Annotated in this window: 19 protein-coding genes, 1 pseudogene and 1 riboswitch; of the genes and pseudogenes, 3 read left to right on the top strand and 17 right to left on the bottom strand. The window is 73.0% G+C overall.

Annotated elements, in window-relative coordinates; translation table 11 throughout:
• Positions 1–224 precede the first annotated feature (224 nt).
• The gene (locus tag ABLE93_RS21065) at positions 225–1,703 is read right to left on the bottom strand and encodes an NAD-dependent succinate-semialdehyde dehydrogenase (RefSeq protein ID WP_510183063.1); all 1,479 of its coding nucleotides are present in this window, start codon (positions 1,701–1,703) and stop codon (positions 225–227) included.
• A 140-nt stretch (positions 1,704–1,843) separates the two neighbouring features.
• Positions 1,844–2,065: a hypothetical protein gene (locus tag ABLE93_RS21060; RefSeq protein WP_348841790.1), complete on the bottom strand. Its 222-nt coding sequence runs from the start codon at positions 2,063–2,065 to the stop codon at positions 1,844–1,846.
• 199 nt (positions 2,066–2,264) lie between these two features.
• Between ABLE93_RS21060 and ABLE93_RS21055 the strand changes: the two genes are divergently transcribed.
• The gene (locus ABLE93_RS21055) at positions 2,265–2,471 is read left to right on the top strand and encodes a hypothetical protein (RefSeq protein WP_348841789.1); all 207 of its coding nucleotides are present in this window, start codon (positions 2,265–2,267) and stop codon (positions 2,469–2,471) included.
• Here ABLE93_RS21055 and ABLE93_RS21050 read toward each other — a convergent pair.
• Positions 2,458–3,795 carry a cobyrinic acid a,c-diamide synthase CobB gene (locus ABLE93_RS21050; protein ID WP_348841788.1) on the bottom strand — a complete coding sequence of 446 codons (1,338 nt, stop codon included), beginning with the start codon at positions 3,793–3,795 and terminating at the stop codon, positions 2,458–2,460. The genes ABLE93_RS21055 and ABLE93_RS21050 overlap by 14 nt on opposite strands.
• A 50-nt stretch (positions 3,796–3,845) precedes the next feature.
• On the opposite strand from ABLE93_RS21050, the gene ABLE93_RS21045 reads away from it, so the two are divergent.
• Positions 3,846–4,979, top strand: coding sequence for a cobalt-precorrin-5B (C(1))-methyltransferase (locus tag ABLE93_RS21045; RefSeq protein ID WP_348841787.1), 1,134 nt, complete (start codon positions 3,846–3,848; stop codon positions 4,977–4,979).
• Between the two features lie 8 nt (positions 4,980–4,987).
• Here the strand turns inward: ABLE93_RS21045 and cobM are convergent, their stop codons facing one another.
• From cobM to cbiE, 3 genes are read right to left on the bottom strand one after another with little or no spacing between them, the layout of a single operon-like run.
• Entirely contained in the window at positions 4,988–5,749 is a 762-nt protein-coding gene (gene cobM, locus ABLE93_RS21040) for a precorrin-4 C(11)-methyltransferase (protein WP_348841786.1), read from the bottom strand.
• Positions 5,746–6,132 carry a cobalamin biosynthesis protein gene (locus tag ABLE93_RS21035; protein ID WP_348841785.1) on the bottom strand — a complete coding sequence of 129 codons (387 nt, stop codon included), beginning with the start codon at positions 6,130–6,132 and terminating at the stop codon, positions 5,746–5,748. The genes cobM and ABLE93_RS21035 overlap by 4 nt, the downstream gene beginning before the upstream one ends.
• A complete protein-coding gene (cbiE, locus tag ABLE93_RS21030; RefSeq protein WP_348841784.1) occupies positions 6,129–7,373 on the bottom strand; it encodes a precorrin-6y C5,15-methyltransferase (decarboxylating) subunit CbiE in 1,245 nt (414 codons plus the stop codon). The genes ABLE93_RS21035 and cbiE overlap by 4 nt, the downstream gene beginning before the upstream one ends.
• On the opposite strand from cbiE, the gene ABLE93_RS21025 reads away from it, so the two are divergent.
• The gene (locus ABLE93_RS21025) at positions 7,372–8,193 is read left to right on the top strand and encodes a cobalt-precorrin-6A reductase (protein WP_348841783.1); all 822 of its coding nucleotides are present in this window, start codon (positions 7,372–7,374) and stop codon (positions 8,191–8,193) included. The two genes, cbiE and ABLE93_RS21025, sit on opposite strands and share 2 nt — an antisense overlap.
• Here the strand turns inward: ABLE93_RS21025 and ABLE93_RS21020 are convergent.
• The 11 genes and pseudogenes from ABLE93_RS21020 to ABLE93_RS20970 form a co-directional block, all read right to left on the bottom strand.
• Entirely contained in the window at positions 8,160–8,921 is a 762-nt protein-coding gene (locus ABLE93_RS21020; protein WP_348841782.1) for a precorrin-3B C(17)-methyltransferase, read from the bottom strand. The two genes, ABLE93_RS21025 and ABLE93_RS21020, sit on opposite strands and share 34 nt — an antisense overlap.
• Positions 8,918–9,643: a precorrin-2 C(20)-methyltransferase gene (locus ABLE93_RS21015; RefSeq protein ID WP_348841781.1), complete on the bottom strand. Its 726-nt coding sequence runs from the start codon at positions 9,641–9,643 to the stop codon at positions 8,918–8,920. The genes ABLE93_RS21020 and ABLE93_RS21015 overlap by 4 nt, the downstream gene beginning before the upstream one ends.
• Positions 9,640–10,275, bottom strand: coding sequence for a precorrin-8X methylmutase (locus ABLE93_RS21010; protein ID WP_348841780.1), 636 nt, complete (start codon positions 10,273–10,275; stop codon positions 9,640–9,642). Before ABLE93_RS21010 ends, ABLE93_RS21015 begins: the two co-directional genes overlap by 4 nt.
• 22 nt (positions 10,276–10,297) lie before the next feature.
• Positions 10,298–11,626: a ferredoxin-like domain-containing protein gene (locus tag ABLE93_RS21005; RefSeq protein ID WP_348841779.1), complete on the bottom strand. Its 1,329-nt coding sequence runs from the start codon at positions 11,624–11,626 to the stop codon at positions 10,298–10,300.
• Positions 11,623–14,970, bottom strand: coding sequence for a cobaltochelatase subunit CobN (cobN, locus tag ABLE93_RS21000; RefSeq protein WP_348841778.1), 3,348 nt, complete (start codon positions 14,968–14,970; stop codon positions 11,623–11,625). Before cobN ends, ABLE93_RS21005 begins: the two co-directional genes overlap by 4 nt.
• A gap of 12 nt (positions 14,971–14,982) precedes the next feature.
• Positions 14,983–16,017 (bottom strand): cobalamin biosynthesis protein CobW, encoded by a 1,035-nt coding sequence (gene cobW / locus ABLE93_RS20995; RefSeq protein ID WP_348841777.1) that lies wholly within the window; start codon positions 16,015–16,017, stop codon positions 14,983–14,985.
• Positions 16,014–16,466, bottom strand: coding sequence for a DUF1636 family protein (locus tag ABLE93_RS20990; RefSeq protein ID WP_348841776.1), 453 nt, complete (start codon positions 16,464–16,466; stop codon positions 16,014–16,016). Before ABLE93_RS20990 ends, cobW begins: the two co-directional genes overlap by 4 nt.
• Before the next feature lie 111 nt (positions 16,467–16,577).
• Positions 16,578–16,785: riboswitch (cobalamin riboswitch) on the bottom strand.
• A gap of 789 nt (positions 16,786–17,574) precedes the next feature.
• A pseudogene (locus ABLE93_RS20985) lies at positions 17,575–17,964 on the bottom strand (allophanate hydrolase-related protein); the annotation flags it as partial.
• Between the two features lie 66 nt (positions 17,965–18,030).
• Complete coding sequence (gene uca, locus ABLE93_RS20980; RefSeq protein WP_348841775.1) at positions 18,031–21,573, bottom strand: urea carboxylase; 3,543 nt, start codon at positions 21,571–21,573, stop codon at positions 18,031–18,033.
• 3 nt (positions 21,574–21,576) lie between these two features.
• On the bottom strand, positions 21,577–22,224 hold the full coding sequence (locus tag ABLE93_RS20975; RefSeq protein ID WP_348841774.1) for an urea amidolyase associated protein UAAP2: 648 nt from the start codon (positions 22,222–22,224) through the stop codon (positions 21,577–21,579).
• A 12-nt stretch (positions 22,225–22,236) separates the two neighbouring features.
• Entirely contained in the window at positions 22,237–23,049 is an 813-nt protein-coding gene (locus ABLE93_RS20970) for an urea amidolyase associated protein UAAP1 (RefSeq protein ID WP_348841773.1), read from the bottom strand.

The following is a 23,049-nucleotide window of genomic DNA, read 5'->3' as shown; positions in this document are numbered from 1 at the left end:
TCGCGGCGCTTGGGTACGAGCCACCTCGCCCGCCCTCCCGCCGTCGTGCTCCGGCTTGACCGGAGCACCCATCCTCCGCCTGAAGCCGGCTCCCGGTCGCACCATGGGCCCTCCGGTCAAGCCGGAGGGCGACGGTGGGGCCGGGTTGAAGGTGCCCGCCGCTATGCCCGGGACAGCCCCGGGCATGGCGTTGCCGATAGGTCGACGGACCTGCTCCGAAGGTCTCAGATGCCGCCCATGCACATGTACTTGATGTTCAGATAGTCATCGACGCCGTACTTCGACCCCTCGCGGCCGACGCCGCTCTCCTTCACGCCGCCGAACGGCGCCACCTCGGTGGTGATGACGCCGGCATTGACGCCCACCTGGCCGTATTCCAGCTGCTCCGCCACGCGGAAGGCGCGGCCGAGGTCCTTGGTGAAGAAATAGCAGGCGAGGCCGTATTCCGTCGCATTGGCATAGGCGACGGCCTGCTCCTCGGTCTCGAACTTGAAGAGCGGCGCCAGCGGTCCGAAGATCTCGTCGCGGGCGAAGGCCATGTCCTGGGTCGCGCCGGCGAGCACGGTGGGCTCGAAGAAGGTGCCGCCCTGCGCCGGCTGCTTGCCGCCGGTGAGCACGGTGGCGCCCTTGTCCAGCGCGTCCTTCAGCAGCCGCTCCACCTTGGCGAGCGCGCGCGAATCGATCAGCGGGCCGGCGACCACGCCCTCATCGACGCCGTTGCCCACCTTGAGCTTCTTCGACGCGGCAGCGAACTTCTCGGCGAAGGCGTCATAGATGCCGGCCTGCACGTAGAAGCGGTTGGCGCAGACGCAGGTCTGGCCGACGTTGCGATACTTGGAGGCGATGGCCTGCTCCACCGCGAGGTCCAGGTCGGCGTCGTCGAACACCAGGAAGGGCGCGTTGCCGCCGAGCTCCATGGAGATCTTCTTCATGGTGTCCGCCGACTGCTTCATCAGCAGCTTGCCCACGGGCGTGGAGCCGGTGAACGTCACCTTCTTCACCAGCGGGTTGGAGGTCATCTCGCCGCCGATGGAGGGGGCATCGCCCACCACGATGTTGACGACGCCGGCGGGAATGCCCGCCATCTCCGCCAGCACGCCCCAGGCGAGGCCGGAATAGGGTGTCAGCTCGGAGGGCTTGCACACCACGGTGCAGCCCGCCGCCAGCGCCGCGCCGATCTTGCGCGACAGCATGGAGGAGGGGAAATTCCACGGCGTCACCGCCGCGCACACGCCCACCGGCTCCTTGGTGACGAGGATGCGGCGGCTCGGCCACGGCGAGGGGATCACGTCGCCATAGATGCGCCGCGCCTCCTCGGCGAACCAGCGCACGTAGGCGGCGGAGGCGCCGATCTCGCCCTTGGCCTCGGCCAGCGGCTTGCCCTGCTCGGTGGTGAGGATGAGGGCCAACTCGTCGGCATTCTGGGTGATGAGGTCGGAGAGCTTGTGCAGCTTCGCCGCCCGCTCGGCAGCGGGGGTGGCGCGCCAGCTCTTGAAGGCGGCGGAGGCCGCCTCGATGGCGCGGCGCGTCTCGGCGGCGCCGGCCTTGGGAATGGTGCCGATGATCTCGCCGGTGGCCGGGTTGTTCACCTCGATGGTCGCGCCGTCGTCGGCATCCACCCAGGCCCCGCCGATGAGCATCTTGTCGCGCAGCAGGGTGAAGCGGGGCGCGTCGGACCGGTGGATGGGCTGGGGTGCTGCCATCTGAGATGCTGCCATGTGGGGCTCCTTGGAGACGTGAGCGTGGGGCGTGCGCTTTGGACGTGAACGGTGAGCGGGCGCGGCGCCCGCGCGCCCCCGCTGCATAGAGGATCGAGCCGTGCGGGGCCAGCGCGGAGGCTGGGCTAGCGCACGCAGGTGATGGAATGGAAGGGCACGATCTGCTCCTTCTGGCCGGTTCCGGCGGCCACCTGGCATCGGAGATAGTCGCGCCCCACGCTCAGCGGCGCGAAGCCGGTGATGGTGCTGCCGCCGACCACCTGGATGACGATGGCCTGACCTTCCTTGCCGCCAACGATGTCGAGGACCGCCTGGCGGAAGTCGTCTTCCTTGAACTGGCACTGCATCGCGTCCCTCCCGAGGGATGCCGGGGGCGCGCTTCGGCCCGGCCGGCCGGCGCGTCTGTCGGCACTATACGCCCTCCGCGGCGGTGTGGTCATGCGTTGGATGCATGGGCCGGGCCGGTGGCCATCTCCTGTTGACCGTCGTCAAACCGCGCCCGCCGCGCCCGGTCTACAGGACGTAGCCTGCCCGGGGAGCTTCATCATGCTGAAGATCGCGATCCTCGTCTGGCTCATGCTGGCCACCACCCTTGCTGGCGCGGCGGTGCTGGCAGTGCTCGCCATTCCCTCTTTTTCAGGCGAGGCCATGCGCCTCATTCCCCTGGCGGCCGGCGGGGGCGCGCTGGTGGCGGTGCCCTTCGCGTTCCTCATCGCCCGGCGCATTCTCGCCCTCTCGCTCACCCGGGGCTGAGCGGGTCTCGCGCGATGGCGTGGAAGAAGCTGCCGGTGACCGATCCCCGGCGGCTTCCGGCCGGCCCGAGAGGGCGGCCCTCGGCATCGGACAGTTCGGCGAGCGGCGCGTCGGCGCCGCGCTCCATCACCGTCGCGTAGTGGAATTCGTGGCCGCGCACCCGCGCGCCCGGTGCCCCCAGGGGGGAGGGGGCGAGCAGGCGCGCGGCGCGATAGCCGAGATTCATCTTGCGGCGGGCGAAGCTCGTCTCGAGATCCAGCAGGCCGAGCATCGCATGGCGCGCGCCTTCCGCATCGGTAATCGCGGTGCCGAGCACCATGTAGCCGCCGCACTCGCCATGCACCGGCCGGCCTGAGGCCGCGAACGCCCGCACGCCCTCCAGAAAGCGTGAGGCGGCGGCGAGCCGCCCGGCGTGCAGTTCGGGATAGCCGCCGGGCAGCCAGAGCGCATCGCAGCCCTGCGGCGGCGCCTCGTCGGCGAGGGGCGAGAACGGCAGGATCTGCGCCCCCGCGGCCCGCCAGCCGGCGAGCACATGGGCGTAGACGAAGGAGAAGGCGGCATCGCGCGCCAAAGCGATCCTCTCCCCCGGCGGCGGCAGCAGGGCGGCCGCGGGGTCGGCCAGCGCCGTGCCCAAGAGGGGCTGGGCGGCCGCGTGGATGGCGTCGAGGTCGAGATGGGCCTCGGCGAGGTCGGCGAGGGCGGAGAGGCGCCGGTCGAGATCGGCCGTCTCGCCCGCCTGCACGAGGCCGAGATGCCGCTCCGGCAGCACGATGCCCGCGTCCCGCGGCACCGCGCCCAGCACCGGCAGGCCGAGGGGCGCCATGGCCTCGCGCACCATGCGTTCGTGGCGGTCGCTGCCGAGCTTGTTCAGCACCACCCCGGCGATGCGCACCCGCGGATCATGCCCGATGAAGCCGCGCGCCACCGCCGCCGCGGTCTGCGACTGGCCGGAGACGTCGAGCACCAGCAGCACCGGCAGGCCGAGCCGGGCGGCCACGTCCGCCCCTGCGCCGGTGCGGCCCGCGCCGCCCGCCACCCCGTCGAACAGGCCCATGGCACCTTCCGCCACCACGAGGTCGGCCTGTGCCGCCGCCGCGGCGGCGAGATGGTCGAGGAGGGCCGGCGGCATGGCCCAGCTGTCGAGGTTCAGGCCCGGCTGTCCGGTGGCGGCGGCGTGGAAGGCGGGGTCGATATAGTCCGGCCCGGATTTCACCGCCCGCACCCTCAGCCCGCGCCGCGCCAGCGCCGCCAGCAAGGCGAGGGTGATGGTGGTCTTGCCGGAGCCCGAGCGGGGCGCGCCGACGAGGAGGCCGCGCGCGCTCATCGGGTCCCGCCCCCTTCCGCCGTGGGCCCGGCCTCTCTATCAAGAAGGCCATGAGCGAGGACGCGCGGGCAGATCAGGACGCAGAGCCGCCGGAAGGCGCGCCGCTGCGGCGCGGCTGGACCACCGGCACCTGCGCCGCGGGTGCCGCCAAGGCGGCCTTCGCCGCGCTGGTCACCGGCACCTTTCCCGATCCCGTGGAGGTGGAGCTGCCCGGCGGCACCCGTCCGGCCTTCGCCCTCGCCCTGCATGAGATGGCGGGTGAGAGCGCCACCGCCGGCATCGTCAAGGATGCGGGCGATGATCCGGACGTGACCCACGGCGCCTTGGTGATGGCCAGCGTGCGGCGCGGAGCCGAGGGCGCGGGCGTCACCTTCCGCGCCGGGCCGGGCGTCGGCACGGTGACGCGGCCGGGCCTGCCCGTGCCGCCGGGGGAGCCCGCCATCAATCCGGTGCCGCGCCGCATGATCGCTGCCGGCATCGCCGAGGTGGCGCAGGCGGCCGGCGTTCCGGCCGACGCGGAGGTGGAGATCGCCATCGCGGATGGCGCGCGCCTCGCCCTGAAGACGCTCAATCCGCGGCTCGGCATCGTCGGCGGATTGTCGGTGCTCGGCACCACCGGCATCGTGGTGCCCTATTCCTGCGCCGCCTGGATCCACTCCATCCATCGCGGCATCGACGTGGCGCGTGCCATGGGCCTTCACCATGTGGCCGGGGCCACCGGCGACGCCTCCGAGAAGGCGGTGCAGAAGCTGCACGGCCTCGACGAGGTGGCGCTCATCGACATGGGCGACTTCGTCGGCGGCATGCTCAAATACATCCGCGCCCATCCGGTGGCGAAGGTCACGGTGGCGGGCGGCGTCGCCAAGCTGACCAAGCTGGCGCAGGGCCGTCTCGACCTGCATTCCAAGCGCGGCAGCGCCGACATGGCGGATCTCGCCCGCCTCGCCGCGGCGGCCGGGGCGTCGGGGGAACTGAGTGCGCGCATCGCGCAGGCCCATATGGTGGCGGAGGCGTTCCAGATCGCGGCGGCCGCCGGCTTCCCCCTGGGCGATGCCGTGGCCGCCAGTGCCTGGGTCACCGCTGCCCGCGCCGTCGGCCGGGCGGACGTGGCGCTGGAGGTGGTGGTGTTCGACCGCGACGGCACCCTGATGGGCCGCACCCCGTTCCATCCCGCCGTGGGCTGAGGCCCGGCTCATTCCCCGCCTCCGCGGAAGCGGCGCACATAATCCGTGTCGTAGAGCGCGCTTTCGCGGAAATCGGCGGCGCCGAGGGCGCGGCCCACCAGGATGAGCGCGGTGCGCGGGATGGGATCGGCCGCGAGCTGCTGCGCGATGTCGCCAAGGGTGCCGGTGACGACCCGCTCGTCGCGCCACGTCGCCCGCGCCACCACCGCAGCCGGACAGTCGGCGCCGAGGATGGGCGTGAGTTCCGCCACCACCTGGTCGAGCACGTGGATGGCGAGGTGGATGGCGAGGGTGGCACCCGTCGCGGCGAAGGCGGCGAGGCGCTCGGCGTCCGGCATGGCCGAGGCGCGGCCGGACACGCGGGTGATGACGAGGCTCTGGGCCACCTCGGGCACCGTCAGTTCGCGCCGAAGCACGGCGGCCGCCGCCGCGAAGGCCGGAACGCCCGGCGTGAGGGTGTACGGAATCCCCAGCCGCTCCAGCCGCCGCATCTGCTCGGCCATCGCGCTGTAGACCGAGAGGTCGCCGGAATGCAGCCGCGCCACGTCCTCCCCCGCCCCGAAGGCGCGCACGTATTCCGCCTCGATGCGGTCGAGGTCGAGGGGGGCGGTATCGACGATGCGCGCCCCCGGCGGGCACCAGTCCAGCATCTCCCGCGGGATGATGGAGCCGGCATAGAGGCAGACCGGCGCGCGGGCGATGAGGTCGCGGCCGCGCACGGTGATGAGGTCGGCCGCGCCGGGACCGGCGCCGATGAAATGCACCGTCACGCCACGCTCCCCCGCCGCGCGAGGGCGCAGGTGACGGGGCCGAGGGCGAGGCGCGGGCCGATGAGGCGCGCCTCGGCGCCGGCAGCGGCGAGCGCTGCCGTCTCCGCCGCCGAGGGCACGCGCAGCAGCGCCACCACCCGCTCGGAATGGGTCTTTGTCCGGCTGGAGGCGGCTTCCAGCTGGCTCTGCGGCACCAGCACCAGGGGCAGGCCGAGCAGGGCTGCCGCCTCGCTGATACCGGCCTCCCCGCCCTTCACGGCGGGGGCGGCGATGAGCGAGACGTCGTCGCGGGCGAGCTCGGCGCGCGCCAGGGCAGCGTCAAGCGCGGCGAGGACGTCCTCCATCGCCACGCCCCGCTTCGAGCCGATGCCCGCCACGATCATCCTTCGCCTCCCGCATCCGGCGGCTTCTGCCAGCGCCATTGCGTCACCGGCATGGCCGGCCGCCAACCCGTCATGCCCTTCACCGGCGCCGCCCGCGCAAGCGACATGCGCAGGAGATCGCCGCCAAGGCGCGCCCGTGTGGCGATGAGCAGCGCCTCGGTCTCCAGCGTCACCGCATTGGCAACCATGCGCCCGCCGCCCTTCAGCGCGGAGAGCGCCGCGTCCAGCACGCCCGGCGCGCTGGCGCCGCCGCCCAGAAAGATCACATCGGGAGCGGGCAGTCCGGCAAGGGCGCCGGGTGCCGCACCCTCCACCACCCTGAGATGGGGCACGCCCAGCGCCGTGGCGTTGGCGGCGATGCGCCGGGCACGGTCGGGGTCCGCCTCGATGGCCACGGCGGCGAGGGAGGGGTGCGCCAGCAGCCATTCGATGGCGATGGAGCCTGCCCCCGCGCCGATGTCCCACAATAGCTCCCCCCGCCGCGGCGCGAGGGACGAGAGGGTGACGGCGCGGATCTCCCGCTTGGTGATCTGGCCGTCATGGGCGAAGAGCTCGTCGGCAAGCCCGGCGGCGGAGGGAAGGAGCGGCGCGCCCGCATCCGCCGTCACCTCCAGCGCCACCACGTTGAGCGCGCCCACGTCCGAAAGGTCGAAGCCCGCGGCCGTGGTCTCGCGCAGGCGCTCGGCCGGCCCGCCGAGAGCTTCCAGCACCACGAGGCGGGAGGCGCCGCAGCCGTGCGCCGTGGCAAAGTCCGCCACCTGCCGCGGCCCGTCGCCGTCGGAGGTGAGGAGGATCAGCCGCGCGCCGGGCTGGAGGAAGGGGCGCAGCCGGGCGAGGGGCCGGCCGTGCAGCGAGACGAGGTCCGCCTCCTGCTGCGCCCAGCCGAGGCGGGCGCTGGCGAGGGCGAAGGCGGAGGGCGCCGGAAAGGCGGCCATCTCCGCCGCCGGCACATGCCGGGCGAGGCTCGCGCCGACGCCGTAGAGGAAGGGATCGCCCGAGGCGAGCACGCAGACCGCCTGCCCGCGGGCCGCCAGCACGTCGTCGAGGCTGAACGGGCTCGGCCAGGGGCGCGCCGCGCCGCGGATCAGCGGGGCTGCGAGGGCGAGGTGGCGCTGCCCGCCGAAGACGAGAGCGGCGGCGGAGACCGCGGCGGCGGCGGCCGGCGAAAGGCCGTCCACTCCGTCCTCGCCGATGCCGACGATGGACAGCCAGCGTCCTGCTGGGGCATCAATCGCCGCCATGAGCCCCTCCGCTTCCGCGCCCGTCGCCCCGGACCCGCCTGTGCGCCTGCTGCTGCTCGGCGGCACCACCGAGGCGCGCGCGCTGGCGACCCGCCTCGCCGGCCGGGGCGAGTATGACGTGATCCTGTCCCTCGCCGGCCGCACCGAGCATCCCGCGCCCCAGCCGGTGCCGGTGCGCATCGGCGGCTTCGGCGGGGTTGACGGGCTGGCGCACCATCTGCGGGCGGAGGGCATCGCCGCGGTGGTGGATGCCACCCATCCCTATGCGGCGCGCATGTCCTTCAATGCCGCCGCGGCCTGCGCGGCCACCGGCGTGCCGCTGCTCGCCTTGCGCCGCGCCCCCTGGACGCCGATTGCGGGAGACCGCTGGCGCGAGGTGGCGGACGTGCCGGAGGCGGTGGCGGCGCTGGGCGCGGCGCCCCGCCGGGTTTTCCTCGCCCTCGGGCGCAACGAGGTGCGCGCCTTCGAGGCGGCGCCCCAGCACGCCTTTCTGGTGCGCAGCGTCGATCCGGTGGAGCCGCCGCTCGCCGTGCCGCGGGCGGACTACGTGCTCGGCCGCGGCCCGTTCGGCGAACGCGAGGACCATGACTTGCTCAAGTCCCACGGCATTGACGCCATCGTCGCCAAGAACAGCGGCGGCAGCGCCACCTACGGCAAGATGGCGGCGGCGCGGGCGCTGGGCATCGAAGTGGTGCTGATCGCCCGGCCTTCCGTGCCGCAGGTGGAGGCCGCCGCCAGCCCGGCCGAGGCCGAGGCGTGGCTCGACCGCCGCTTCCGCGCGCCGTCTCACGGGGCAGCCGGCGCCGAGCGCGGCGCGTAGACGAGGGGCGCGCGGCCTGCCCGCGGCACGATGCGGGTCTCCGCCGTGCCGATGAGGATGCAGGTGGCCATGTCCGCCTGCGCGGGGTCAGCATCCTGAAGCGTCGCGAGGGTGATGCGCTCGTCGTCGCGCCCCGCCGCGCGGCCGAACACCACCGGCACCGTGCCGGGCACGTGCTCGCGCAGCAGCTCGAAGGCGCGTCCAAGCTGCCAGGGCCGGGCCCGGCTGATGGGATTGTAGAGGGCGATGACGAACCCCGCCTCGGCGGCGAGGGCGAGGCGCTTTTCCACCAGCGCCCAGGGCTTGAGGTTGTCCGACAGGGAGATGGCGCAGAAATCGTGGCCCAGCGGCGCGCCGCAGCGGGCGGCGACGGCCAGCATGGCGGTGACGCCGGGCACCACCTCGACCTCCAGGGCGCGCCATTCGGCCGGGCCGTGTTCGATGGCCTCGCACACCGCCGCCGCCATGGCGAACACGCCGGGATCGCCGCCGGAGACCATCGCCACGCGCGCCCCTGTAACGGCAGCCTGGAGCGCGGCGCCGGCGCGGGCGATCTCCTCGCGATTGTCCGAGGCGCGCCGCTCCTGTCCCGGCCGCTCGGGCAGGCGGGCGAGGTAGGGTGCGTAGCCGAAGAGGATGTCGGCGGCGGCCACCGCCGTCTCCGCCTCGGGCGTCATTTGCCGGGCCGGGCCGGGGCCGAGGCCGACCACGGTGAGCTGCCCGCTCACGCGGCGCGCTCCCATCCGGGCACCAGCACGATGGAGAAATAGGGCGCCCGCTCGTCCGCCCGCTCGGCGAGGGGCACGAGGGCGCAGTCCGCCATGGTGCCGCGCTCCACATAGAGCGCGCGCTCCAGCCGCCCGGCAGCGGCGAGCGCCCGGCGGATCTTTGGCAGATTGCGGCCCACCTTCATGATGACGGCCGCATCCGCCTCGGCGAGGCGGCGCGCCAGCTCGGCCTCGTCCAGCGTTCCGGGCAGCACCATCAGCACGTCGTCGCCCTGGGCGATGGGCGCTCCGGCCTGCGACCAGCAGCCGGACATGCCGGTGACGCCCGGGATGACCTCCGCCGGGAAGCGCGGCGCGAGCCGCACGTGCAGGTGCATGTAGGAGCCGTAGAAGAGCGGATCGCCCTCGCTCAGCACCGCCACCGTGCGACCGGCCATGAGGTGCTCGGCCACCGCGGCGGCGGAGACGTCGTAGAAGGCGCCTATGGCGGCGCGATAGGCGTCGTCATGGCGGTGCATCTCGGTGGTGACCGGATAGAGCAGGGGCAGCTCCAGCGCGTGCGCGCCGAAATGGGCATGGGCGATGGCGCGGGCATGGCTGGCGTTGCCCGCCTTGGCGAAATAGCCAACCACGTCCGCCGCACCGATGGCCTTCACCGCCTTGAGGGTGAGGAGGTCCGGGTCGCCGGGGCCGACGCCGACGCCGATGAGCCGCCCCCTCACAGCCCGGCCCTCGCCAAAGCGTTGACCGCGGCCGAGGTGATGGCGCTGCCGCCGAGCCGCCCGCGCACGATGGCGAAGGGCACGCCGCGCGGGTCCTGGGCCAGGGCATCCTTCGATTCGGCGGCGCCGACGAAGCCCACCGGCATGCCGAGGATGGCGGCCGGGCGCGGCGCGCCCTTATCCAGCATCTCCAGAAGGTGGTAGAGGGCGGTGGGCGCGTTGCCTATGGCCACCACGGCACCGGCGAGCCGATCGCCCCACAACTCCAGCGCCGCGGCGGAACGGGTGGTGCCGAGCCTTTCCGCCAGCTCCGGCACCGCCGGATCGCGCAGGGTGCAGACCACCCCATTGCCGGCGGGCAGCCGGGCGCGGGTGACGCCGTGGGCGACCATCTCGGCATCGCACAGTATGGGCGCGCCGGCCGTGAGCGCGGCGCGGGCGGCTTTCACGACGCCCGGGCCGAACACGAAATGGCGCGCCGCCTCCACAAGGCCGCAGGCGTGGATCATGCGCACGGCCACGTCCTCCTCCTCGGCTGAGAAAGCGGAGAGGTCCGCCTCGGCGCGGATGATGGCGAAGGAGCGCTCGTAGATGGCCGTGCCGTCGCGCACGTAATCGAAGGAAGAGGTCATGATGCGCTGATCGTCGGGTCCGTCATCGGTTCTGCGTCGTCGGGTCCGCGTCTTCCAGCCCGCGTGCCCAGATGTCCGCCGGATCAAGGCGGGCGAGGCGGGCTCGGGCAGTCTCGCCCGGCTGGTGCCGGGCCGCCGCCGCGAGCCGGGCGAGCATGGCGGCAAGGTCCGCCACGGCCCGCACCGGCCCCGCGGCGCCGGATGCCGGGCCGTCATGCACCAGCGCGGCGCCGCCGTCCATGCCCACGACGGCGAGGGTGGCCGGCGCGGGATGGGCGCAGCCTTTGGTACAGGCCGAGAGGTGCACGGACACCGTCCCGTCCAGCAGCGGCGCGAGCGACTCGGCGAGAGCCGGCGCCATCGCCCGGGCTGGAAAGTGTCCGCAGGCGCAGGCCGGTGCGCCGGCGCAGGCGGAGACGAACGCGCGCGGGTCATCGCCCCGCACCAGGCAACCCAGCGTCTGCGCCGTCTGCGCGAACGCCTCCGCGCCTGCGGCCGAGAGACCGGTGGCGAGCAGGACCCGCTCCGCGGCGGGCCTGAGGTCCCGCGCGCCGGCCGCCTCCGCGGCATCGGCGAGGGCGGAAACGAGGTCGGCCTCGCCGGCGCCGAAGGGCAGGCCGATGCCGAAGGCGAAGCTGCCGTCGTTCAGCGGCAGGCGGCCGAGCGCCGCCGGCGCGCGCCGCGCCGGGCCGCTGCCGCCGCAGCCCGGCAAATCGGTGGCCCGGCCCGCCCGTCCCAGCCGGTCGCGGTCGAGGCCGGCGATGGCGGCGATGGCGTCGAGCGCGGCGGCGGCCGCGTCGCCCTCCTCCAGCAGGCGCGGCGCGGATCCGCCGACGCTGAGCGCCCAGAGGTCGCCGCCGGCCGCGCGGAGCCGCACGTCCGCCTTCTGCCCGGCGAGAGAGATGGCGCCACCGCCGTCGACGATGACCGACACCTTGGGTCCGAGACGGCCGGCGAAGGACGCGGCACCGGCGCCGATGGCGGCGGCGAGCGCGCGGGCGTCCCGCTCTTCTGTCGGGTCGAGGCCGCTCAGGGGCGACAGGTCCACCGCGAGGCCGAGACGCGGGGTGATGCCGAGGTCCAGCACCGCCTGCTGGAGCGGCGCGACCGTCTCCATAGTGAGCCCGCGCACCTGGAGGCTGCCACGGGCGGTGATCTCCATGAGGCCGTTGCCGAAGCGCGCCGTGGCGGCCGCGAGGCTGCGCAACTGGGCGGCGGAGAGTGCGCCCGCCTCGGGCACGAGCCGCAGGATGAGGCCATCGCCGGTTTCCATAGGCGCGCGGAAGGCGGGACAGGCGCCGCGGCGGGCCGGGGGAAGGGGCGGAGAGGCAAGGGCGACGCGCGGGCTCATTCGGCGGCCTCCCGTGGCGCGGCAGCGGCGCGCAGGGCGTCGAGATCGGCGTCGAGGTCGTTGCGGCGGGCGTGCCACAGGCCGCGGCGGCGGGCGTCGGCCAGCCGTCGGGCGATGGCGCGCGCCGCTTCGGGATTGTGCGCGAGCAGGAAGGCGCGGACGGCCGGGTCCGCCACATAGGCCGCATGCAGCCGGTCGAAGAGGCCGGCGGGCACCTGCTCCGTGGTCTCGGCGAAGGCGACCAGGCGGTCCACCGTCTCGGCCAGCTCGGCCGCGCCGCGCGGGCCATGGCGCATCTGCCCGGCGATGAAGACTGCCGAAACCCGCCCGTGCACCAGCCGCGCCAGCGCATCCTTCAGGGGTCGGGCGCGGGGGCGGTCGGGATCGGTGGTGTCGAGCACGATGAGATGGCTCGCCCGCCCCAGCAGGGCGCCCGCCGCCGCGAAGCCGCCCATGAATGCGGCGTCCTCGCTGCCGTCCAGCAGGTCGCGGGCGGCATCGTCGGCCCCATGCACCAACGCGTCGGCGGAGGCGAGGCGCCGGGCGAACAGGCCGGGCGCCGGCCGCGCCGCGCCGTCGGCGCCACCATAGGCGTGGGAAGCGGCATCGAGATAGGCGCGGCCCAGCTCCTCCCGTACCTCGAAGGCGCCGCGCTGCAGCTGGGCCTCGATGCCCGCGCCATAGGCTCCCGGCGCCGAGCCGAACAGGCGGGAAAGGTCCTCGCCGTTGCGCCGGGCCTCGGCGAGGGGGTTCTCGTCCGCCGTCTCGCCGCGCTCCGCCACCGCGCGCACGGCGGCGTCCAGCAAGGCGATCTGGGTGGGGAAGATGTCGCGGAACAGGCCGGAGATGCGGAAGGTCACGTCGATGCGCGGCCGGTCGAGCACCGCCGGTGGCAGCACCTCGATGCCGGTGACGCGGCCGGTGGCGGCCTCCCACACCGGCCGGCAGCCGAGGAAGGCGAGGCCCTGGGCGATCTCCTCGCCGCCGGTGCGCAGGCTGGCGCTGCCCCAGAGGTCCAGCACCAGCGCGCGCGGCCAGTCGCCCTGCTCCTGCAAAATGAGGCGCAGCGCCTCGTCCGCCGCCTTGCGGGCAAGGTCGCAGGCGGTGGGGGTGGGCAGGGTGCGGGGATCGGCGGTGAAGAGGTTGCGCCCGGTGGGCAGCACGTCTCGCCGTCCGCGCGCCGGAGCACCGGCGGGGCCGGCGGGCACGAAGCGGCCGTCGAGGGCGGCAAGCAGCGCCTGGGTCTCGGCTTCCGCCGAGGCGGCGCGCAGGGCGTCCGTCTCGCCCTCGGGCACGCTGCCGAAGATGTGCAGGCCGTCCTTCACCGCGAGGTCCTTCAGGTCGCACAGCCAGGCGTCGATGCGGCGCAGGGCCTCGTCGGGATCGGAGCCGGCAGCAACGCCAGCGGTGGCAGAGAGCCCGGTCTCGGCGGCGGTCTCGACGATGAGGGCGGCAAGGCGCTCGCGGCGGCGGCGATCGAGGCCGTCGGCCTGGGCATATTCGTCCACCAGCCGTTCCAGCCGCTGCTCCGCCGCGCCGAGGCCGGCGGCAGCGAGGGGCGGCGGCAGGTGGCCGAGGGTGACGGCGGCGAGCCGGCGCTTCGCCTGCGCCGCCTCGCCGGGATTGGAGACGATGAAGGGATAGACCACCGGCAGCGCCCCCATCACCACCTGCGGGAAGCAGGCGGGGGTGAGCGCCACCGCCTTGCCCGGAAGCCATTCCAGCGTGCCGTGGGCGCCGAGGTGGACGACCGCATGGGCGTCCATCGTTTCCCGCAGCCACAGTCCGAAGGCGATGAGCGAATGGCGGGGTGGCAAGGCGGGATCGTGATAATCCGCGCGGCGGTCCAGGGCCGCGCACCGCTCCGGCGCGAAGGCGAGGGTGACGGCGCCGAAGCGGGCGAGGCGGAACTGGAAGGCGCCGCCGCTCAGGTCGGCATCCGCCTCCGGCGGCCCCCATGCGGCGGTCACGGTATCGCGCGCGGCCGGTGGGAGGTCGGCGAACCGGCGGCCATAGGCCTCCAGCGAAAGTCCGGGCGCCGGCGTGATGGCGGCGAGGAGCGCTGCGGCATCGGGCGGCACATGCCCGACGCCATAGCCGGCACCGGCGAGCGTCGCCAGCAGGCGGCGGGCGCTTTCCGGCACGTCCAGCCCCACCGCATAGCCGGCGCGGCCTTCGGCGCCGGGATAGTCCGGAAGGATGACGGCGACACGCCGGTCGGCGCGCGGCGTTTGGGCGAGGCGGACCAGGGAGGCGACGCGGTCCGCCACATGGGCCACGAGATCCGCCTCCGGCCGGTTCACCGCGGGGGTGAAAGCGAGGTCCGCGTCGGCGGGAGCGAAATCCTTGAAGGAGAGAGCGCCGGCCAGAACCCGCCCGTCCAGCTCCGGCAGCACCACATGCATGGCGAGGTCGGCCGCCGAGAGGCCGCGCGGGCTGGCCGCCCACGCGTCCCGCGCGGTGGTGGCGGGAGCGGCCTGGAGCACCGGCGGGCCGCCGGCAGGGAACAGGTCCGCCGCATCGCCGGCGGCGAAGGCGGTGGTGGTGACGATGGCGGCGGGGCTGAGCGCGGAACAGGCGGCCTTCAGCGCGGCGCGGGCTTCCGGCGCCTTCAGGCTTGGCACGAAGAGGCAGTCGCACGCCATGCCGCGCGCGCCGAGGGCCTCAGCCAAGGCATCCACCGCGGCGGTGTCGGCCGCGAGCCATTGGGAGCGGTAGAACAGCAGGAGGGCGCGGGGCCGTGCGTCGTCCGCGGCCTCGGCCCGGATCGCCGAGAGATCGGCGAGGCCCTTTCCCGCACGGTGGAAGGCGGTGGCCGGCACCGGCGCCGGGGCCGCGGCGGGCACGGCGGCGGGCCGCCCCGCTTGCTCGGCCATGGCGGAGAGCAGCGCCGCCATGTTGTCCGGCCCGCCGGCGCGGAAATAGGCAAGCCAGCGGGACAGCTCCACCTCCGGCAGGGTAGAGAGGGCGGCGAGGCGCGGGTCGTCCTGGTCCTCCCCCGGCAGCAAAGCGAGGGCGATGCCGCGCGCCCGCGCGGTGGCGGCCAGCTGCTCGGCGCCGTAGCGCCACCAGTCGAGGCCGCCGAGCTGGCGCACCAGCACCACCTTGGCGCGGGAGGCCACCTTCTCCACCCACAGGTCCACCGACATGGGATGGCGCAGGTCCTTCAGCCGCGCGAGGCGCAGGCTCGGCAGATCAGTCCGCCGCGCCCGCCAGGCCGCGGACAGGGCGATGAGGTCGCTGTCGGTGAAGGACAGGGCCACCATGTCGCCGGGCGGCTGGGCAAGATCGACCGGCTCGGCCAGATCCTCCAGCGTCGTCGATGTGGTGGCGAGGATGTGCATGGTGCGCCGGCCTCAGCCCAGGATCGCCCGCTCCACCGCGGCGCGGTCGAAGCCCTTGAGCCCGATGACCACCAGCGCGCCGCGCCGGTCCTCCCCCGCGCCCCACGGCCGGTCGAAATGGTGCGACACCCGCGGGCCGACCCCCTGCACCAGAAGGCGCATGGGCTTTCCGGCCACGGCGGCGAACCCCTTGACCCGGAGCACGTCCTTCGTGCCGGCCGCTGCCTCGACCCGCGCGGCGAGGCCGGCGGCATCGGCGATTTCCGGCAGGGGCAGCACGATGCTCTCGAACTCGTCGTGGTCGTGGTCTTCCTCGTCGTCGTGATGGGTGCGGCGGGCGTCGATGGCATCCTCCGCGCCCATGCCGAGGCCGAGCATGACGGCGGGATCGACCCGTCCGCCGCTCGCCCGCACCAGCTTCACCGCACGGGGCAGGGCGCCGGCCACGGCCGTCTCGGCCGCAGCGAAACCGACGTCGTCGAGAAGGTCGCTCTTGGAGAGGATGACGAGGTCGGCGCAGGCGATCTGGTCCTCGAACACTTCTTCCACCGGGTCGTCGTGGTCGAGGCTCGCATCGCCCGCGCGCTGGGCGTCGAGCGCAGCGAGATCGGGCGCGACGCGGCCTTCCGCCAGCGCCGGGCCGTCCACCACCGCCACCACGCCATCCACCGTCACCCGGCCCTTGATGGCCGGCCACTGGAAGGCCTGCACCAGGGGCTTCGGCAAGGCGAGGCCCGAGGTCTCGATGAGGATGTGGTCCACCCGCGGGCTGCGGGCGAGGATCTGGTCCAGCGCCGGCACGAAATCGTCCGCCACCGTGCAGCACAGGCAGCCGTTGGCGAGCTCCACGATGGCGCCCGCGTCGCAGCTTTCTATGCCGCAGCCCTTCAGGATCTCGCCGTCGATACCCACGTCGCCGAACTCGTTGACGATCACCGCGAGGCGCCGCCCGCCGGCATTCTCCAGCATGTGACGGATGAGGGTGGTCTTCCCGGCCCCGAGGAAGCCGGTGACGATGGTGCAGGGCACGCGGGCGAGCGCGGTCATCGGATGTCCTCGGGCAAAGAAAGGGGCGGGATGCGGGCGACCATGCCGCGCTTCAGGATTTCGGGGCGGCCGCGCCACGGCATGAGGCCGTCGGTGCTTTCCGCCAGCAGCCGCGCGCCCTCCACGATGTCTGCCGCGCCGGCGGCGGAAAGCCCGCCGAACACGTAGGTCCAGCCGTCGCGCCGCACCAGAGCGGCGGAGAGCGAGCGCTTGCAATTGCCGAGGCAGCGCACGCCGGTGGCGGCGACAGTCTCCGGCAGGGCGAGGGCGCGGACGGCGTCCAGCAGCGCGATCCCGTCGGGGGTGAGCGACTCGGCCGCGTCCGCCGGCGGCACATCGGCGGCGCGACAGGTGGTGCAGACGAAGAGGGTGACGGTGGGCGTCGCCGGAGCCACGGCGGCGAACGGCGCAGCCTCGTCCGGCGCCGGGATCAGCCGCTGGGCGTCCATGTCGTTCGTGTCGGGACTGTCGCCTCGCTCCACCGGATCAGACCTGCGGGTGCGCGCGGGCGCCCGCTGACGCGGGCTTGAAAGGGACGCAGAACCGGAGCACCCCGCCCGGCGCGGACCTCGTCGAAGGCAGGTCTCCTGGCTCGCGGTTCCGCGCCCCTGCCGCCTTCCCGGATTACTCCAGTGGCGTCTGGCAGGGGCTCACCGCCGACAGTTGCGGGGGCAGCCGCGGCATTGGGTTTGGAGCAAGCTCCTTTCCCGCACCGCATTCCCTTTTACGCCCGTGTGGGAACACGGGACCTTCGACCCCGCCACTAAAGGCAGGGCGGGCGGGATTGTCAAATGGGGCGGCTCTTGCCTTCGCTTGGCGCGGCGCTGCTTATTCCGTAACCCCGTCATGCTCCGGCTTGACCGGAGCATGCATTTCTCCGCCCGGCGGTGCGCGGCCGGGCCATGGGCCCTCCGGTCAAGCCGGAGGGCGACGGTGGTGCATTTCGGGGTGCGGGGGAGCGGGAATTGCCCAAGGCGGTTCTTCCCGGCGTCGGGCAGCCCTCGAACTCCCCCACCCCGTCGTGCTCCGGCTTGACCGGAGCATCCATTTCTCCGCCCGGCGTGGTGCGCGGCCGGGCCATGGGCCCTCCGGTCAAGCCGGAGGGCGACGGTGGTGCATTCGGGGTGCGGGGGAGCGGGGGAGCGGAACTGCCCAAGGTGGTTCTTCTCGGCGTGGGCAGCTCTCAGACTCCCCAAAGCCGTCATGCCCCGGCTTGACCGGAGCATCCATCCCTCCGCCTGGCGCGGTGCGTGGCCGGACCATGGGCCCTCCGGTCACCGGAGGGCGACGGTGGTGCATTTCGGGGTGCGGGGGAGCGGGAACTGCCCAAGACGGTTCATTGGACGGCGTGGGGGAGCCGTCGCGATGCTGTCCATCCGTGTCGCCCCCCAAAGCCGTCATGCTCCGGCTTGACCGGAGCATCCATCCCTCCGCCTGGCGCGGTGCGTGGCCGGACCATGGGCCGTCCGGTCACGCCGGAGGACGACGGCGGGACGGAATGGGTTCCGCCAGATCCTCCCGCCCCGGTCGGTCCGATGGACGATGACGAGGGCCGGTCTAGCTCCGCTGGCCCGCCACATAGGCGCGCCAGCTGCCGAGGGCGGTGATCTCCTCGGCCGCCGCCACCGCATGGGCCTCGCACAGGAAGCCGGGCACCTCGCTGCCGTCGTCGAGCTTGAGCTTGCCGATGCCCAGGGGCGCCGGGATGCGGGCGACGAAGCGGCCGAAGGCGGCGGGGTCGAGCGCCCAGACCTCCACCTCGAGCCCCGGGCCGGCAAAGCCGGGCGCGCGCACCACGCCGGGCTTTTGCGGCGCGGTCCCTGCGAGAACGAACAGCCTGTAGTCCGGCGCGGTGCGGCAGCGCCGCACGAGCACGGCCCCCGCCTCGGTGAGCTCCCGGTTGAGCGGCATGCCGGAGAGATGGGCCCCCACCACCGCGATGGGCAGGGCTTCGGCCGGGGGCAGGAACGGGCGATCACCGCTGAGCGATGCATCGGTCATCATGGCGGCTCCTCACAAGGCTTCAAGCACGGCGACCACGTCGCCGGTACGCACGGTGCGGCCGGGGACGGCGCGGACTTCGCGCACCCGTCCGGAGGCATGGGCGGTGATGGAGATCTCCATCTTCATGCTCTCGATGATGGCGATGGTGTCGCCTGCGGCGACCACCGCTTCCTCCTCCACCAGCACCTTCCAGACATTGCCGGGGACGCCGGCGGACACGCCGAAGCAGCCCTCCGGCATCTCGCCCTCGGCAACGGCGGCGCCGCCGTCCTCCACCACGAAGCTGTCGAGGCCCTCGGCCTTCCAGCGCGCGCGTTCCGCCTCGAATGCCGCCTGCTGGCGGGCCTTCGCCGCGGTGATCTCGCCCGCATTCGCCGCAAGGCCGGCCGCGTAGTCCGCATAGGAGAAGCGGCTGTCCTCGATGCGCACCGGATACGCCCCGTGGGGGAAGGCGGCGCGCGCCTCGCTGAGCTCCTGATGGGAGACCGCAAAGAAGCGGATCTCGTCAAAGAAGCGCAGCAGCCAGGGCGTATCGCGGAAGGCCAGCGTCCGGCGCCACGTGTTCCACATCTGGATGGTGCGGCCGAACAGCTGGTAGCCGCCCGGGCCTTCCATGCCGTAGATGCACATGTAGGCGCCGCCAATGCCCACCGCATTCTCCGGCGTCCAGGTTCGGGCCGGGTTGTATTTGGTGGTCACCAGCCGGTGCCGCGGGTCGAGCGGGGTCGCGACCGGCGCGCCGAGATAGACGTCGCCGAGGCCGAGCACCTGGTAGCTCGCGCCGAAGATGATGTCCTTCACCGCCTGCTCGTCCGGCAGGCCGTTGATGCGGCGGATGAACTCGATGTTGGAAGGGCACCACGGCGCGTTGGGCCGCACCAGCTCCTGATATTTGCGCATGGCGAGCTCCGCCTGCGGGTCGTTCCAGGAGAGGGGCAAATGGACGATGCGGCTCGGCACCACCACGTCCTCGGCCCGCGGCAGGCCCTTCTCGATCTCCGCGAGGGCATCCAGCAGCTTGCGGCGGGGCAGGGTCGTCCCGTCGTAGTGGATCTGCAGCGAGCGGATGCCCGGGGTGAGGTCGATCAGCCCCGGCAGCTTCGCGGCGCGCACGGCTTCCGCCATGAGGTGGGCGCGCAGGCGCAGCGCCACGTCGAGATGCATGTCGCCGAACTCGACGAGGAGGTTGTCGTCGCCCTGCCGGCGGTAGACCACCCGCACCGGCCCGTCGTCGTGGATGGCGAGGATGGGGGAGCTTGTCTCTTCCGGCGCGCCGACAATGGCGGGGCCGGCAATGGGGTCCTCCGGCCGGGGAAGGGGCACGAAGCGCACCCGGTCGCCGGGCTTCAGCTGGCCCATCTTCCATTGCTCATCGCGGGCGATCACCGCCGGGCAGACGAAGCCGCCCAGCGAAGGGCCGTCCGGGCCGAGGATGATGGGCATGTCGCCGGTGAAGTCGATGGCGCCGACGGCATAGGCATTGTCGTGCAGATTGGAAGGGTGGAGCCCCGCCTCGCCGCCGTCCGCGCGTGCCCAGCGCGGCGTCGGACCCATAAGGCGCACGCCGGTGCGGGCACTGTTGTAATGCACCTCGTAGGTGGCCGAGAACAGGTCGGCGATGTCCTCCGGCTGGAAGAAGTCGGGGGCACCGTGCGGGCCGTAAAGCACGCCGATCTGCCAGTCCCGCGTCAGCGGGGCGGGGGCGGGAATCTGCGTGGCCGGGCCGGTGGGGCGCGCGGCGGCGAGAGCGAGGTCGAGCGCATCGCCCGCCTTCAGCGTGCCGGTGGCATGGCCGCCGAACTGGCCCAGCGCGAAGGTCGCCCGCGAACCCAGCACCTGCGGCGCCTGGAGGGCCCCGGCCACTGCCAGATAGGCCCGCTGGCCGGCGCCCTCGATGGTGCCGACGGCGAGCATCTGGCCCGCCTTCACCGGGAATGCGGCATCGTGCGGCACGGGTGCTCCGTCGAGCTTGGCCGGCATGTGAGCGCCACTGATCGCCACCACCGCATCGTCATGGAAGCGCAGCGTTGGTCCGTTGACGGTCATTTCCAGCGCGCAGGCGGTTTCGGCATTGCCGACGAGGGCGTTGGCGCGGCGGAAGGAATGCTCGTCCATGGGCCCGGAGGGCGGCACCCCCACGTGCCACAGGTGCAGCCGCCCCGGCAGTTCCTGGAGGCTCGACTGGGCGCCGGCGGCAAGCACCTCCACGCTCGACGGGCGGAAGGCGAAGTCCTTCAGCGCCGTCGTCGCCACCTTGCCGGAGGCGAGGAGATCGGACGCGGCGATGGCACAGAGATACTGGAGATTGGTCTCGATGCCGCAGATGGAGGTCTCGGCCAGCGCCTTGCGCAAAGCGGCAATGGCGGCGGGGCGGTCGTCGCCCGTCACGATCACCTTGGCGAGCATGGGATCGTAATAGGGCGTCACCTCCGTCCCGGTCTCGATCCATCCGTCGATGCGCGCGTCCTGCGGGAATTTCACCTCGGTGAGAAGGCCGGCGGAAGGCTGGAAATTGGCGTGCGGGATCTCCGCATAGACCCGCACCTCGATGGCCGCGCCCTCGGGAGAGAGCGGACCGGCGGACGCGATGGGATCCTCGCCGGCGGCCTGGCGGATCATCCATTCCACGAGGTCGATGCCGAACACCGCCTCGGTCACGGGGTGCTCCACCTGCAGGCGGGTGTTCACCTCCAGGAAATAGAAGTCCTCGCGGGCCGGGTCGTAAATGAATTCCACCGTGCCGGCGCTCTCGTAGGCAACGCTCTGCGCGAGCTGCACGGCGGCGGCGTGCAGGCGGGTCCGCACGGCGTCGCACAGCAGGGGGGCGGGGGTCTCCTCCACCACCTTCTGGTTGCGGCGCTGGAGCGAGCAGTCGCGCTCGCCGAGCGCCACGGCGCGGCCCAGGCCATTGCCGAAGATCTGCACCTCCACATGGCGCGCCTCGGCAACGAAACGCTCCAGATAGACACGGGCATCGCCGAAGGAGGCGCGGGCCGTGCGCTGCACCCGCTCGAACGCCTCGGCCAGATCCTGCGGCGTGTGGCACAGCTGCATGCCGATGCCGCCGCCCCCGGCGGTGGACTTCAGCATGACCGGATAGGTGATCGCCTCAGCCGCCGCCAGCGCCTCTTCAGCACTGTCGAGGAGGTCGGTGCCTGGCAGCAGCGGCACGCCGGAGGCCTGCGCCAGCGCGCGGGCCGTATGCTTGAGGCCGAAGGCTTCCAGATGCTCCGGCCTCGGCCCGATGAAGGCGATGCCCTCGGCTGCGAGGCGCCGCGCGAAGCCCACATTCTCCGAAAGGAAGCCGTAGCCGGGATGCACCGCCTCAGCGCCGGTCGCCTTGCAGGCGGCGATGACGGCGTCCACGTCGAGATAGCTCTCGGCGGCCGGTGCCGGGCCGAGCCGCACCGCCTCGTCCGCTTCCAGCACGCCGCGGGTGAAGCGGTCGGCGTCGGAATAGACGGCGACCGATGCGATGTTCATGGCGCGCAGCGTGCGGATGACGCGCCGCGCGATCTCGCCGCGATTGGCGATGAGGACCTTTTTGAACACGGCTCAGTCCTCCGCGCCGAACACGAGCACCGTGATGGGCGTGGGGTTGAAGCCGTTGCAGGGATTATTGATCTGCGGGCAGTTGGAGATCACCAGCAGGATGTCCATCTCGGCCTTCAGCTCCACATAGTCGCCGGGCCCGGAGATGCCGTCGACGATGGCGAGTTCCCCCGAGGGCTCCACCGGCACGTTCATGAAGAAGTTGATGTTGGGCACGATGTCCCGCTTGGACATGCCGTGCTTTGCGACCTCGATGATGAAATTCTCGCGGCAGGCGTGCAGATACTTCACCTGATGGCCGAAGCGCACCGTATTCGCCTCGCAGGAGCAGGCCCCGGCCGATGTGTCGTGGCGCCCGCAGGTGTCGGCGGTGACCACCGCCATCACGTTGCCCTCGCACGAGATGAGCTTCGTGCCGGTGGAGACATAGGCCGAGCCCTGCACCCGCAGGGTATCCTGCGAGGAATAGCGCTCGGAGACGTCGTCGGCGCGGTAGAGCAAAGTATCCACCGCCTGCTGGCCTTCGAGATCGACGATGCGCACGCTCTCGCCCTTCTTCACGAAGCAGGAGAAGGGCGCGTTAGCGGGCACGAAGTGTGCGTCGCGCGCGGCGGCGGCATCGCGCACGGGGGAGGCGAAAAACTGGCTCATGGTGTCCTCCCCTCAGCGCGCGGTGTTCTCGAAGCCGCGAACGGCCTCGATGGTGGCGGTGCGGCACAGGTCGTCGGCCGCGGCGGCGGGCGCCGCGAAGCGGATCGCCTCGACCGGAGGCGGCGCATACTCAGGTGCGGGATCGAGCGGGTGCGGGCAGTTGGAGAGGGCGACCACGAGGTCCATCTCGGCGCGCAGGTCGACGAAGTCACCCTGCTGGCGGGCCCCCTCGATCCAGCGGAAGGCGCCGTCCGCATCGGTGCGCACGGGGGCGAAGAAGGTGAGCGCCGGGGGAATGTCGCGCTTGTCGTAGCCGAGCTTTCCGGCGGCGAGGATGAAGTTGTCCCGCGTGTTGCGCAGCGCCTTTTCGCCGTAGCGCGCGCGGTTGGAGGCGCTCGTGGAGCCGCCCACCAGCGCGTCATGCATGCCGCTGGTGTCCTCGATGAGGGAGAACATTACCCGCCCCATATCGGAGAACAGCACCCGGCCCTTGCCGAGGGCGGACGTCCACTGCATCTTCACCGTGTCGGCGTAGTTGAGCCGCTCGCTCCTGTCCGCCGCCGCCCAGGCGATGAGGGACACGGCCGCCGGCCCGTGGGCGAGGTGGAGGCGCAGCGCCTCACCCGCCTTCATCTGGGTCGACCAGTACCATCCGCCGGGAATGGTCTCGGCATGGATCACGGCGCCCTCGGGCAGGGGTGCTCCGCCGCGCGGCGTCGGGCCGGGCAGGGCCTTGGGCGCATGCTGCTGGCCGGCGGCCTTCAGCGCCTCGTAGCGGCGCTTGTTCTCCTCGATGAACCGGCGGGTGTCCTCGCTGACGGTCAT

The sequence above is a fragment of the Xanthobacter pollutisoli genome (assembly GCF_040044995.1).
Classification (GTDB): Bacteria; Pseudomonadota; Alphaproteobacteria; order Rhizobiales; family Xanthobacteraceae; genus Xanthobacter.
The sequence above is the reverse complement of the archived record's forward strand: the minus strand, read 5'-3'. Positions and strand labels throughout refer to the sequence as shown.